The organism is Maribacter sp. Asnod2-G09 (genome assembly GCF_045063795.1).
GTDB lineage: Bacteria > Bacteroidota > Bacteroidia > Flavobacteriales > Flavobacteriaceae > Maribacter.
The window spans coordinates 176892-191265 of sequence record NZ_JBEFOA010000003.1 but is presented as its reverse complement, the minus strand read 5'-3'; the positions used below and the strand labels follow the sequence as shown (position 1 = coordinate 191265).

The following is a 14374-nucleotide window of genomic DNA, read 5'->3' as shown; positions in this document are numbered from 1 at the left end:
GTAGATGTGGGCGTTAACGACTATGTTTACAAAAAATCAATAGTAGCTTTCATGAAACAATCTCTTTTTACATTTATAAAATCGCTTCGTGAATTCTTAGCGAATAAACTTAACCAATACAATACCACATTACCGTATGTAATTACGGTCATTGTAGCGTTAGTAATTGTTGTTGGCGGTATTAATTTATTTGTAGAATTGACAGAAACTTTAAAGACTGAGATGCTTGCTAGCTACGATACAGCAATTACAGATTATATAATTTATTATCGAACACCTGGGTTAACCTCGTACTTTAAATTCATGACCCTTGTTGGCAACGCATATGGTTATTTAATAGTACTTGCTGTTTTTCTTTTGGTATCTCTTTTGGTATTTAAACGATGGAAATATGTTCTGCAAGCGACCTTGGTTTTAGCATTAGCTACGGGTTCTAATATGATGTTGAAACGTTTTATTGATCGTGCCCGCCCTAGTATTGAACATTTAGTATCGGTAGAAACATTGAGTTACCCAAGCGGCCATGCCATGAGTGCAATGGCTTTCTACGGATTTCTAATATTTCTAGTCACTAAATTTAATATTAATAAAGTGATGAAGTATGTTTTAATTATCGCATTGATAATAATTATTCTAAGCATAGGAATAAGTAGAATATACTTGGGAGTCCATTTTCCTTCGGATGTCGCAGGCGGATTCATCGCCGGATTTATTTGGGTAGTTTTCTGTATACTAATATTTGACTTGATTGAATTGTTTAGAAAAGATCCGAAAACATAAAGTGCAAACCTGATAATTGTCATAAAATTATAAGTTCCATTAATTAATTTTATGGCATAATAAATTACCAATTGAATTTTTATGAAAATAGCTGTTTTTAGTACAAAATCTTATGACCAAGAATACTTCGAAAAGTATAACGATGCACACCAATATACGTTCTCGTTTTATGAGACCGCATTAAATTCAGACACAGCTAAACTTACCACGGATAGCGATGTAGTTTGTGTTTTTGTCAATGATGTTGTCGACAAAGCTACGATTGAGGTATTGGCAACTAACGGAGTAAAATTAATAGCATTACGCTGCGCAGGTTATAATAATGTAGATTTAGAAGCGGCTAAAAGTCATAATATAAAAGTAGTCAGAGTACCTGCATATTCGCCAGAGGCAGTCGCAGAACATGCATTAGCACTAATACTAACCTTAAATAGAAAAACACATAAAGCCTACAATCGAGTTAGAGAAGGTAATTTTTCTCTAAAGAATCTCATCGGATTTAATCTGCATAAAAAAACAGTCGGAGTTATAGGAACCGGACAAATCGGAGCTACTTTCTGCAAAATAATTAAAGGTTTTGGCTGTAATATTATTGCTTATGATATCGCCGAGAATCAAGAGTTATTGGAATTGGGGGTAACATATGTTTCATTAGAAGAAGTATTTAAACAGTCAGACATCTTATCGCTTCATTGTCCGCTAAACAAACACACCAAACATATTGTCAACAAAACTTCTATAGCCGCTATGAAAGAAGGCGTTATGATTATTAATACAAGCCGTGGCGCGTTAATTAATACTGCAGACGCCATTGAAGGTTTAATAACTAAGAAAATTGGCTACTTAGGTATTGATGTGTATGAGCAAGAAGAGAATCTGTTCTTTGAAGATTTATCTGAACATATTATACAAGATGAGCAAATATTGAGGCTGTTGAGCTTCCCGAATGTATTAATTACTTCGCATCAAGCTTATTTCACCAAAGAAGCTATGGATCAAATAACGATAACAACCCTTGATAACATAAAGGCTTTTAAGAATAATACGGCGTTGACAAATGAAGTAAAGTAAATAGATTTACTAGGCATAATCTTAAAATTGGCTGATAATTCTTAAATTCCCATACCAATTGATTCAACATTTAAAGCAGTATGAGAAAATTAATCGCCGTAGTTGCCATTTTTAGTTTATTTACTACCATTGGGTTCGCCCAAGAATTTAGAGGGTTAGATAAAAGTCCGTTAGACAGGGTCTATTTACCAGACCATTTTGCCCATGACATTAAATTTGCTCCAGAAAGAAATCTTCCTGATTCTCCTGCATTAAGAATTGATTATAGTAGACCACAAAAAAACGGGCGACAAGTTTTTGGTGGTATGGTCAAATACAATGAAATATGGCGCTTAGGTGCTAATGAAGCTACAGAAATCAAGGTCTATAAAGATGTAGAAATAGAAGGTAAATTACTTAGAAAAGGTACGTATTCTATGTATGCAATACCTACAGAAGAACAATGGACTATCATTTTCAATACCGCTATAGATCATTGGGGTCATTACAGCTACGATCAAAATAATGATGTATTAAGAATAAGTGCTCATGTTTTAAAAAACCAGCAGCCAGTTGAAGAATTTTCGATTCAATTTGATGATTTAGAAGAAGATATAGGTGTAATGTATATTGCATGGGACATGGACAGAGTAGAATTGACTATTAGTTATTGAAATTCTATTATATAAAGTTTGAAAAACATACCTAACATATCATTTCAAGATGCAGAAAACGAACATAACTTCGAATGTTTAAATCTGACCAAGTTTTTTAAAAGACTGCCCGAAATAGAAGACCACGACCCTACGCTACCTCATAGAATTCATTTTTTCGCATTACTTATAGTAACAAAAGGTACTGGTACGCATCAGGTAGATTTAAAAGACTATTCTCTAAAAAAAGGAACCGTATTAAAATTATCAAAGGGTCAAGTTCATGCTTTTGAAAAGAATGCCAATTACGAAGGATTTTTAATCTTATTTACAGAAGAATTTGTAATGTATCATTTCTCAAAATCTTCTATAAACATCATTTCTCATTTATACAATTACCATATCACCTCTCCTATTTCTGAAAATGAAAATCTCAACAAATTATTTTTAGAACAGCTAAATACTGAGCTCGCTAATACCACCTCTTTTGCTCAGAATAATATTGTCGCATCATTAATAAATCTCTATTTATTAAGATTAGAGCGTGAAAACAACGAGGTTTTAGTCCAAAATAACTCCAAGAACTTTCCCTATTTTATAGCTTTCAAAAATTTAGTAGAACTAAATTACACGCAAACTAGAAACGTAAAAGATTACGCTGAAAAGCTTTCTATTACAACTAAAAACCTGAACGAAGTAGTAAAGGAATTCACCTTAGATACCGCCAAAACTTTTATAGACAACTATGTCATTTTAGAAGCCAAACGTGCCATTGTTAGTACTGACTTAAGTTTTAAGGAAATAGCCTTTGAAATCGGATTTGATGAGCTGACCAATTTTACCAAGTTCTTTAAGAAGAATGTACAATTATCTCCTAAAGCATTCAAAAACAAATAATTAATACAATCACACATTTACCATTCTTAGCATCATTTTGATAAACATAAACAAGTAGTCTCACTTTAATTTTGCAGTGTGAAAAATCACTAACTAAAATTAAATTGAATATTATGAAAATTAAAATAGCAGCATTAAGTCTTTTTGCAATGGCAATAGCTAGTTGTAATAATGAAGACAAAAAAGTAGAAACTGTATTAGAGGTAACAAGCTTCAATATTAAAACTACAGCAAGTGAATTAGAGTTCAACACCCTAGACGTCGAAATAGAAGAAACATTTACTAGTAAACAACCTGGTTACATAAGACGCCAAAGTGGTGTAGATGATCAAGGTAGATATGTTGTATTGGTTTATTGGAAATCTTTAGCAGATGCAAAAGCCTCTATGGATAAGTTTATGGCAGATGAGTCTGTTGCAACCTATGCCAACATGATCGAAGGTTCAACAATGAAGATGTCACGATTTACCATATCCGATGAATTTACGGCAAGCAATAGCACCTTTACAGAGGTAATGACCTTTAAAACAAAAGAAGGAACCAATGCTGAAGTTTTTAATAAGGTTAATGACAGAGTCGGACCAGAATTTAGTGAAAAACAAACTGGCTTTTTACAACGTATTACCGGTAAAAATGACGCTGGTGAACAAGTTGCCCTTGCCTATTGGGATACTAAAGCACATTCAGATGCTGTAATTCAAGATTTTATGAATGCTGCAGTTGCCAAAGAATTTATGGGCATGATGGATCAGTCAAGTATCGATATGATTAGATATCAATCTTTAACGTCTTTAAAGAACGTTACTTTAACGAATAAAGATAAAGTAGTTGCTTTATTGAACAGTTTTAATACAGGGGATCAAACTCCAATTTCATACATCAATCCAGATAAATATATTCAGCATAATTTAGGTGTTGCAGATGGTTTAAAAGGTTTTGGCGAACTAATGCACAATGCTCCAGAAGGCGGATTTAAAGCAAAGGTTATTCGTGCTTTTCAAGATGGAGATTATGTATTTACACATACAGAATATGATTTTTTCGGTCCAAAAGCTGCATTTGATATTTTCAGATTCGAAGACGGATTAATCGTAGAGCACTGGGATAATTTATTACCGGTTCAAAAACCAAACCAAAGCGGACATACTCAGTTCGACGGTACAACTGCGCTATCAGATTTAGATAAAACAGAAGCTAATAAAGCTGTAGTAAGAGGATTTATTGAGAATGTATTGTTAGGTCACCAAATGGATAAAGTGGCTAGTTACATCAATCCTAAAGAATACGTTCAACACAACCCGGCAGTTGCAGATGGTTTAGATGGTTTTGGAGCTGCAATGAAGTACTTCGCAGAAAACGGATTGGTAATGGAATATGACAATCTTCATATGGTATTAGGTCAAGGTAACTTTGTACTAAGTGTAAGCGAAGGTAAATTTGGTAAAGGAGACCATACCGCTTACTACGATCTATTCAGATTAGAAGATGGTTTAATAGTAGAACACTGGGATGTTATTGCACCGATTCCTGCAAAATCTAAGTGGAAAAACGAAAATGGTAAATTCTAACATTTTGGTATAAATACATAAGTAATAAAAAAAGGAATAGTTATTACCACAGCTATTCCTTTTCATAATTTCAAATAATATGATAACTACAGCATATAACAAAATTGAAGTCACATTGGCTGAATTATTTGAAGACGCCAAGTACGACCAATTAAGAATAATGAAAGCCTTGGCAAAAAGTATTATTGGTCCGATGACACCTTCAGATTTTAAAGACGCATATCTGTCCATCACCAAAAAACAAGGCACAGATATCGTTCAGTTAATAAAAGAAAACGAGTTAAAAAATATTGTAGAATTCGGTACTTCTTTTGGTATATCTACATTGTATTTAGCAGAAGGTATATTAGAAACAGAAGGCAGTATTATTACAACTGAACTAATCGCTTCTAAGGCAGAAAAAGCCATTGAGAATTTCAAAAAAGCCGGAGTTGACCATCGAATCGAGGTTAGAATTGGTAATGCGATAGATACGCTAAAAGGGCATTCAGAACCTATAGATTTATTATTTCTAGATGGTTGGAAAGATTTATACTTATCGCTATTTCAAATGCTAGAACCAAATTTTCATAACAGCACCATTATTTATGTTGATAATGCAGATCTGTCTGATACACAGCGGTTTTTAAGTGTTATTAGTCAAAACAAGAAGTACCATTTAGTATCAAAATATGGTGGTAAAGTAGTCCTAATAAAAATTAGATAACATGAGCGATATAGCATTATGCCCAACATGTGGCAGCAAGTCAAAATTTAAAGAGAAAAACGGCGAAACAACTTATGAAGCGGTTCAAGATGAAGAGGCTTTCAAAAAAATAGGTCAATTGAAAAAAGCTATGCAAAAGTTTAAGGCGAAAGCTGAGGCTTTAGAAAAAGAATTGAACGCGTTAAAAGCTACTTTGTAATATGGGATTTTTAAAAAGAAATTACGGGTGGATGATAGTTGCTGTTTTAGCAATTATTCCATTGTTTATTTTAAGCAGCATGTTTAAAATTGATTCAACCAATGGCATTGCTTTAAGTTTGGTTGATAACGGTGGTAAAGAAGGCATGTCCACATTAGAAATGCTTTATCATATTTCGGGCGAGTTTGCTATTCGATGGATGACAGCTGTACTAACCTGTACCCCATTCTTTATACTTTTCGGTGTCAATAATCTATTTGTACGTCAAGCAATGGGTATTGCAACAGCAGTTTGGAGCTTGTTACATTTTGCTATTTTTATTTGGGCAGAGGGCTTTTTAGAAACCTTCACACAAGTAAATTATGTAGCTGGTTTTATCGCTGTTTTAATATTGATTCCACTGCTATTTACTTCAAATAGAAAATGGATGAAGAAACTAAAACGAACATGGAAAAAACTTCAGAGTTGGGCATATGCAGCAATTGTACTTAGTCTTTTACATGTAGCAATTTTAGAAAAAACATGGTTAATTTATGCTATAATCGTTGGTATTGGTTTTATCATTAGAATACCATTTATCAAAGAGAAATTGATAGCATTAAGAACAAAAAAATCAAGCATTGCTTAAGGTAAAGACATTAAAATAATATATCATGAAAATAGCAGTAACATCAGCAAGTGGAAAATTAGGTGCATCTATTGTTAAGCATCTAGTAAGTTTAATTGGTAAAGAAAATGTAATCGGTATTGCCAGAACCGTTGAAAAGGCAACGTATTTAGGCGTAGAGATTAGAAAAGGTGATTACAACAGTCGCGAAGACTTTAACCAAGCATTACAAGGGGTCGATGCAGTTCTTTTAGTTTCTGGTATGGACGAACCTCAAAAACGTATTGAACAACACAGAAATGTAATAGAAGCAGCCAAGCAAAATGGAGTACAAAAAATAGTGTACACCAGTATTGTCGGCGATGAAGATAAAAATGCTTTCAGCCCTATTGTGCAGAGCAACAGACAGACAGAAAAAGACGTACAGGCATCAGGTTTACAATGGGTTATTGGCAGAAACGGAATTTACATAGAACCAGATCTTGAATATATAGATACCTATGTAAAAGAAGGTAGAATCGAGAACTGTGCCGGACAAGGAAAATGTACTTATACCAGTAGAGAAGAATTAGGTTTTGCATATGCTAAAATGCTCACCGAAGACAAGCATAATGGTAATATTTACAATCTCGTTGGTGAGCCTGTAACGCAAAGTGAATTGGCAGAAAACATCAATAAAGTGTATGGTACCAATCTAATCTATAATTCTGTAACAATTGAAAATTATGCTGCAGATAGAAAAGCTGCATTAGGTGATTTTATGGGTACCGTAATTGCAGGCATTTACGAGGGTATAAAAAGCGGAGCGAATAATGTGCCTTCAGATTATGAGAAAGCAGCCGGTAGGGCTCCAAAATCTCTTTTTGAGATGATTTCTGAGTTTAAGAATAATGGCTAATTACATTTAAAGACAAAGTATATGGTGTTCTAAATACCATGTACTTTGTCCTTAATTTTGAATAATAGAATATGGGAATAGTTGAATCCATCATAAAAAAGGTCCTTGAAAAGGGAAGCATTATAGAAAAAACAAAACTGTCAGATTCGGTATATAAAATCCGGATAAAGAGTGATGGCATTGCAAACTATGATTTTGAACCAGGACACTTTTTAAGACTAGGTGTCGGTATTGGTAAAGATGATATTTCTTTAAAAGATAAAGTCAGAAGCTATAGTGTTTGGGATATCGACAAAGAGAAAAACACTTTAGAAATCGCTATCGCAACACATAGTCAAGGCATCGGAGCAAAATGGGTAGAAACCTGTGCACCAAATGATACGGTGTTTTTTAAATGGAAAAAAGGTAAGTTTTTAGTTGATGTTACAGCAGATAGTTATCTAATGATCGGTGATTTATCGGCACTATCACACTTGTATATCATCAATCGAAATCTACCGGATAATAAACAAATTAAGAGTGTTATTTACAGTCAAGACAGTAACGATTTTTTTGCAGATGTTGATGGGTCAAATCCCTTTGATTTTCATGTGATGAGTGAAAATCCATCTACAGAAATCATCCAAAAATTAAATAGTATAATTCCAGAGATGAAAGGCGATACCATGGTGTATATCGCTGGTGATAGTCGCGTTTGTATTGCGTTGACCAATTACTTAAGAAAAGAATTGAATTGGAGTACCAAACAGATAAAAACAAAGCCTTTCTGGAATCCTGATAAAAAGGGATTGGAATAATTGCCATATATTACAGGGTATATATGCAATACCCATGAAATTAAAAGTCTGCCTTATTCAAGATAGTCCCGTTTTTTTTGACATAGAAAAAACCATCGATAAAATAGAAAACCTTGTAAAAACCCATGCCAAGCAAGGTTGCGAATTAATTGTATTTCCAGAATCCTTTATTCCTGGTTATCCAAGAGGGCTTTCCTTTGGAGCAGTAGTTGGCAGTAGAACAAATGAAGGCAGAAAACTCTATTCAGAATATCATAAAAATAGTCTAGACCTAGAAGGTCAAGAGCTGCAAAGACTAGTGAAACTTGCTAAAACAGAGAAGGTATATTTGGTTATTGGTATCACTGAAAAACAGTCCAACAATGGAAGCCTATATTGTTCTATGCTGTACATCTCCCCTACTGACGGATTTTTAGGCGTTCACCGAAAAATAAAACCCACAGGCAGCGAACGTATTATCTGGAGTGAAGATGATGGGAAATCCTTGGTGAGTTTTAATACCAAAATAGGTAAACTGGGCGGACTCATTTGTTGGGAAAATTATATGCCGTTAGCGAGAATGGCAATGTATAAAAAAGGAGTAGAAATCTATATCGCACCTACGGCAGATTCTAGAGATGAGTGGACATCTACCATGAAACATATTGCTTTAGAAGGCAGATGCTTTGTATTGGGCTGTAATCAGTATTATACAAAGACGATGTATCCAGAAAAATACCAACTTTTGGTTGCCAACGAACCTGAGAATTTATGTCGTGGTGGTAGTGTTATCATTTCGCCATTAGGTAAAATTATTGCAGGACCATTATTTGATGAAACAGGAGCTTTAATTGCAGAAATAGATTTAGATGAAATAGTACATGCAAAGTTAGATTTTGATGTCATTGGGCATTATTCTCGTAACGATATTTTCGAATTTAATGCTGTAAATCAGCCAGATATCAAGGTCGAAAAAGGATTAACTTAATCATACAAAATCTTCAAAAGATGAAAGCTTTTATTAAAAGAATATATGGCGGTCCAGAAGTACTACAACTAGAAGAAGTTGCAAAACCTGTAGTTAAGGATAATCACATTTTGGTAAAAGTAATTGCGAATTCCGCTAATCCTGCAGATTCGCATATTCTACGAGGTAAACCATTTTTAGCCAGATTCTCTTTAGGATTGTTCAAACCAAAGCAGCTAGTTTTAGGTACCGATTTTTCAGGAATTGTCAAAGAAGTAGGCACTAATGTAACAGCTTTTAATATAGGAGACAAGGTGTTTGGAGAATCAATAGAAGGTGGTGCTTTTGCAGAATATGTATGCATAAAGAGTCGCGTTTGTGCAAAAATGCCAGAGCATATAGATTTCCCAATAATGGCAAGTATTCCTGTTGCTGCACAAACCGCATACCAAGCACTGATTACTAATGGCAAGTTACAAAATGGAGAATCTGTTTTAATCAATGGTGCATCAGGCGGTGTGGGTCATTTTGCGGTACAAATAGCAAAAGCCTATGGAGCAAAAGTAACAGCAGTTTGTTCCTCAAGAAATGTCGATTTTGTAAAATCTATTGGTGCAGATAGTGTCATTGCTTATGATCAGGTTAATGTTCATGAGCATAATGGTAGTTATGATGTAATTATTGATACCCACGGAAACCTAAAACATTCCGACTACACAAGAATGGGAAAAAGAGGCGTTATGGTCGGTTTTACGACTATGGGTCATATGGTTTCTGTTCTTTTAAGAAAGGCTTTCAGTAAGTTCCCTTTAACCCAATTTACAGCTGAAGCCAATACCCAAGATTTAGAAATATTAGCATCACTAGTAAAAGAAGGCAAAATCAAAGTACAAATAGAAAAGACATTCCCATACACTGAAATTCCAGATGCTATAGCGCATATTGAGAAGATGCGAACACAAGGTAAAGTGGTTATGGTTTGGAATGAAACTTTATAAATAAAAACAAATCTCGTGCAATACGTTATAGTATTTCGTCAAAAACTAATTCTATCAGGTAAACAATTCATATCTTAAACATCCATTAAAAAATGATATGAAAAAAACAACCATCAGCCTCGCGACTACTCTTTTATTAATAGGATTTTCTTTAACTAGTTGCAAGGATACTTCTAAAAAAACATCAGATTCAACCAAAGATACATCTGCAGAAAATCAGTCCGATGAAACCGTTTACGCAAGTGATGTAATTCCGTTTTTCGATAATTGGAAATTAATTTTAGGGGATGGTTCTAACGCCGGCATTGCCAATAATTTCGAAAATAAAGATTTTTTCTATACTACAAATGACGGCAAAGATGACTGGGTAGTATTCAAAGCACCAAACGGTGGCGATACTCATGGTACTTCTAATAATACCAGAACAGAATTGGCGCAGATTAAAAAGTTTTATCCAGAAACGGCAGATGATAAACTGACCGCTACCCTTAAAGTAATGAATGTTTCTGCTACGGGCGATGCTCGTGTTGCAGCTACACATGCCGTTGTAGTAGGTCAAATTCATAGTGCAGACGCATTCGAAAACGAGCCACTTAAAATATTTTACAAGAAATATCCGGGTCAGACAAAAGGTTCTGTATTCTGGCATTATGAAATTAATACTGCGGGTGATGATAATGCAGGCAGATGGGACTATTCATCGGCAGTTTGGGGTAATGACTTTTCTGTAGTTGGTGAAACGGCAGATACGTATCCTGCAGAACCGGAAGATGGTATTGCATTGGGCGAAGAATTCAGTTATGAAGTTGTTGTAAAAGACGGTATTATGAGTTTGAAATTTATGAGTGACGGACATGAAACAAAAACATTTACCAAGAATTTATTAGCATCTGAATACACCACAAAAGCTGATATTCCTGCGCAAACTAAAAAACTATTCTTTCCTATAGGTCAAGATGGCGTTGAGCGTAAAGAAGCCTATGCTGGTGAAGGTTGTTTCTTTAAGTTAGGTACGTATAACCAAACCAATGGAAAATCTCCAGACGTAAACATGAATTGGTGCTCAGGTGCAGAAACGCATGGCGGAGATATTCAAAAGCAATATGCAGATGGTAACTATGCAGAAGTTTGGTTCAAAACTGCCAGTATTAGCGTTAGCGATGCAGCCGTATCAAACGAAGGGTATTTTACTAAAAACGATTAATTACACTTGCTAATTAAAACTTCTTTTTTGAACATCTCTCGTTAATAACTTATCACAATCGTAACATGATTTTGCATGCTATTTTTTTGATTATTGCGATCTTAGTTGATTCCGTTTAAAATGAATCATTCATCAATAATCAGGTATTATAATGAGCAGTATAGCATCAGTATTAGAACAAGTAAAAACCAAAGGTCCCTTAGTACATAACATTACCAATTATGTGGTAATGAACAATACCGCCAATGCATTGTTAGCTGTTGGCGCATCGCCTGTTATGGCACATGCTATTGAAGAAGTTAGAGATATTGTTACTATTTCATCATCGTTAGTTATAAACATGGGCACATTGAGCGAAAAATGGGTAGAAAGTATGCTTATGGCTGCAGAACAAGCAAAAGCAACCAACACTCCGTTTGTATTTGATCCTGTCGGCGTTGGTGCATCTGCATACAGAACAGAAGTTGCGCAGATGATTCTAAGAGCGGCTACACCTAATGTAATTCGTGGTAATGCATCTGAAATTATGGCATTGGCAAAATTGACGAATTCTACAAAAGGGGTCGATAGTACCATGGATACGCAAGATGCTGTTGAAGGTGCTACCCTACTATCAAAGAAATTCAATAACACGGTGGTAATTAGTGGTGAAACCGATTATATCATTACCGGAGATACCGTTAGCAAAATTAAAAACGGGAGTCCTCTTATGGCTAAAATCACCGGTATGGGCTGTACGGCAACTGCAATGGTTGGTGCCTGTTTAGGTGTAGAAGAAAATGCACATTTGGTGGCAACTGCGGCAATGGCAATTATGGGTGTTGCGGGCGATATGGCAAATGAAAAGAGTTCCGGACCAGGGAGTTTTCAAATGAATTTTTATGATAGCTTGTATGAAATCACTCCAGATATTTTAGACGTAAAAGTGAAGACCAATGCCTAAAGCAGAATACGCTTTAATGTATGTTACCGATGACGGCATTAGAGATGACAATTCCTTTTTCGCCATCTTAGAAGCTGCTCTAAAAGGCGGGGCAACTATCATTCAATTACGAGAGAAAACTTCTAATACGTTGGCATTTTATAAACGTGCAATGCGATGTAAAGATTTGTGTAACACCTACGGAATTCCCCTGATTATTAATGACCGCTTGGATATAGCACTTGCAATAGATGCAGACGGGGTACATATTGGTCAGACCGACATGCCTTATGATGTTGCACGTAGATTATTGGGCAATAGTAAGATTATTGGACTATCGGTTAGTAGCAAAGAACAAGCCGAAAAACAGAATGCTCAGGCGGCAGATTATATAGGCATCTCCCCTATTTTTTCTACGAATACAAAGACGACAGATTTAGCACAGCCTTTGGGTATCTCGGGACTTAAAGAAATACGAGAACTATACAAAAAACCAATTGTCTGTATTGGCGGAATTCACAAAGACAACACTCAAGAAATTATAACAAATGGAGCAGACGGAATAGCAGTAGTTTCTGCCATTTCTAAAGCAGCACATCCTGAAGCGGCAACAAAAGAACTTAAAGAAATAGTATGCAAGACTGGTACAAACTAGCACGAGAAAATACAGATTATATTCTGGAAGCCATAAAAGGGCAAGCCTTTATCAAAGAACTGATGAACGGAACGCTACCAACAGACATTTTTCAATTTTATATTAATCAAGATGCCATGTATTTGGCGGAATATAAAAAGGTATTAGCAACTGTTGGCGTAAAATGTGAGCATGTCGATGATACCCAGTTTTTTCTAGATTCGGCCACAGGAATTATCAATGTAGAAAATGCCTTGCATCAAATTTTTCTAAAAGATAATCAGTTGGCTCACGAGCCCTCTCCTACTTGCGAACTATATACAAGTTATCTAAGTGGCATAGTGGCAAATCATTCATTAGAAGAAGCATTGGCAGCTGTTCTGCCTTGTTTTACCATTTACAAAGAAATTGGAGATTACATACAAGCGAATCAGACGAACAAAGCCGATAACCCCTATCAAGATTGGATAGATACGTATGGTGGCGAAGCATTTGCAACCTCGGTAAATAATGCAATAGCCATAACAAACAAATACGCAGCACAAGCTTCTGATGATGTCTTACATAAAATGGAAGCAGCTTTTGAAAAAGCATCGAAATTAGAATGGATGTTTTGGGACAGCGCCTATAATAAAGAAGCATGGAAGATATAAAGACGCCATACAATAGTGTATTGTCCATAGCCGGAAGCGATTCTGGTGGTTGTGCAGGTATTCAAGCAGATATTAAAAGTATTAGTGCCTGCGGAGCATATGCTGCTACAGTAATTACAGCAACCACGGCACAGAATACAACGGGAGTCTCAGATATACACGCCATACCTATTTCTCATATAGAAAAGCAATTAGAGTCCGTACTTAGTGATATTCAATTCAGAGCCATTAAAATTGGAATGTTGCATTCGTGCGAAGTGATTAAAATAGTACAACAAAAACTAGGGGAATATGAACTAAAGAACATTGTTTTAGACCCAGTGATGGTCACTACATCTGGTCATAAATTAATTACTGACGATGCTATTGAATGTCTAAAAAACTTTCTACCCCACGTAAGTTTAATCACTCCCAATATTCCAGAAGCTGAACTATTAATTGACGAAGAAATTAATGGCGATAACATGGAAGCCATGGCAAAGAAAATAGCAGAACACTATAAAACCTCTGTACTTTTAAAAGGCGGACATATAATTGACAACAACGAAATGACCGATGTTTTTTATGAGTACCCTACAGGTAAAACAATAACTATCACTAACCCTAGGATAGCTACCAATAACACCCACGGTACCGGTTGTAGTTTATCATCAAGCATTGCAACATTCTTAAGTTTGGGTGAACCTATGGAGATAGCCATTAAAAAAGGCTGCAGTTATGTTAATAAAGCCATAGCAGCAGGTCAATACAAAACCTTAGGTCAAGGTAGCGGACCAATTAATCATTTTGGGCTTTAAGGTTTCTTTTTCTGAAGATTTAAATTAAACTCAAAACGTATTTTTGATAAAAAATCTTATAAATA

Annotated in this window: 17 protein-coding genes; all 17 read left to right on the top strand. The window is 35.2% G+C overall.

The features are described from left to right. Positions 1-51: 51 nt before the first annotated feature. The 17 genes from ACJJVT_RS04720 (at position 52) to thiD (ending at position 14309) form a co-directional block, all read left to right on the top strand. On the top strand, positions 52-780 hold the full coding sequence (locus ACJJVT_RS04720) for a phosphatase PAP2 family protein (protein WP_405396922.1): 729 nt from the start codon (positions 52-54) through the stop codon (positions 778-780). Positions 781-861: 81 nt separating this feature from the next. Next, a complete protein-coding gene (locus tag ACJJVT_RS04715; RefSeq protein WP_405396921.1) occupies positions 862-1851 on the top strand; it encodes a 2-hydroxyacid dehydrogenase in 990 nt (329 codons plus the stop codon). 80 nt (positions 1852-1931) lie between these two features. Further along, the gene (locus tag ACJJVT_RS04710) at positions 1932-2504 is read left to right on the top strand and encodes a DUF2911 domain-containing protein (RefSeq protein ID WP_405396920.1); all 573 of its coding nucleotides are present in this window, start codon (positions 1932-1934) and stop codon (positions 2502-2504) included. An 18-nt stretch (positions 2505-2522) separates the two neighbouring features. Continuing rightward, entirely contained in the window at positions 2523-3380 is an 858-nt protein-coding gene (locus ACJJVT_RS04705) for a helix-turn-helix domain-containing protein (protein ID WP_405396919.1), read from the top strand. A 113-nt stretch (positions 3381-3493) separates the two neighbouring features. Next, positions 3494-4948, top strand: a complete 1455-nt coding sequence (locus ACJJVT_RS04700; protein WP_405396918.1) for a nuclear transport factor 2 family protein — start codon at positions 3494-3496, stop codon at positions 4946-4948. Between the two features lie 79 nt (positions 4949-5027). Then, positions 5028-5654: an O-methyltransferase gene (locus tag ACJJVT_RS04695; RefSeq protein ID WP_405396917.1), complete on the top strand. Its 627-nt coding sequence runs from the start codon at positions 5028-5030 to the stop codon at positions 5652-5654. 1 nt (position 5655) lies between these two features. After that, positions 5656-5853 (top strand): hypothetical protein, encoded by a 198-nt coding sequence (locus tag ACJJVT_RS04690; RefSeq protein ID WP_276492992.1) that lies wholly within the window; start codon positions 5656-5658, stop codon positions 5851-5853. 1 nt (position 5854) lies between these two features. Next, a complete protein-coding gene (locus ACJJVT_RS04685) occupies positions 5855-6481 on the top strand; it encodes a ferric reductase-like transmembrane domain-containing protein (RefSeq protein WP_405396916.1) in 627 nt (208 codons plus the stop codon). Between the two features lie 25 nt (positions 6482-6506). Beyond that, complete coding sequence (locus ACJJVT_RS04680) at positions 6507-7358, top strand: SDR family oxidoreductase (RefSeq protein ID WP_405396914.1); 852 nt, start codon at positions 6507-6509, stop codon at positions 7356-7358. A 71-nt stretch (positions 7359-7429) separates the two neighbouring features. Beyond that, on the top strand, positions 7430-8155 hold the full coding sequence (locus tag ACJJVT_RS04675; protein ID WP_405396913.1) for a siderophore-interacting protein: 726 nt from the start codon (positions 7430-7432) through the stop codon (positions 8153-8155). A 34-nt stretch (positions 8156-8189) separates the two neighbouring features. After that, the gene (locus tag ACJJVT_RS04670) at positions 8190-9122 is read left to right on the top strand and encodes a carbon-nitrogen hydrolase family protein (protein ID WP_405396912.1); all 933 of its coding nucleotides are present in this window, start codon (positions 8190-8192) and stop codon (positions 9120-9122) included. A 20-nt stretch (positions 9123-9142) separates the two neighbouring features. Then, the gene (locus ACJJVT_RS04665; RefSeq protein ID WP_405396911.1) at positions 9143-10099 is read left to right on the top strand and encodes an NAD(P)-dependent alcohol dehydrogenase; all 957 of its coding nucleotides are present in this window, start codon (positions 9143-9145) and stop codon (positions 10097-10099) included. 97 nt (positions 10100-10196) lie between these two features. Further along, positions 10197-11303 (top strand): polysaccharide lyase family 7 protein, encoded by a 1107-nt coding sequence (locus tag ACJJVT_RS04660; protein WP_405396910.1) that lies wholly within the window; start codon positions 10197-10199, stop codon positions 11301-11303. Positions 11304-11454: 151 nt separating this feature from the next. Next, the gene (thiM, locus tag ACJJVT_RS04655) at positions 11455-12246 is read left to right on the top strand and encodes a hydroxyethylthiazole kinase (protein WP_405396909.1); all 792 of its coding nucleotides are present in this window, start codon (positions 11455-11457) and stop codon (positions 12244-12246) included. After that, positions 12239-12880, top strand: coding sequence for a thiamine phosphate synthase (thiE, locus tag ACJJVT_RS04650; RefSeq protein WP_405396908.1), 642 nt, complete (start codon positions 12239-12241; stop codon positions 12878-12880). Before thiM ends, thiE begins: the two co-directional genes overlap by 8 nt. Further along, complete coding sequence (gene tenA, locus ACJJVT_RS04645; RefSeq protein WP_405396907.1) at positions 12859-13512, top strand: thiaminase II; 654 nt, start codon at positions 12859-12861, stop codon at positions 13510-13512. The genes thiE and tenA overlap by 22 nt, the downstream gene beginning before the upstream one ends. Next, entirely contained in the window at positions 13500-14309 is an 810-nt protein-coding gene (gene thiD / locus ACJJVT_RS04640) for a bifunctional hydroxymethylpyrimidine kinase/phosphomethylpyrimidine kinase (RefSeq protein ID WP_405396906.1), read from the top strand. The genes tenA and thiD overlap by 13 nt, the downstream gene beginning before the upstream one ends. The last annotated feature ends 65 nt before the right edge of the window (positions 14310-14374 follow it).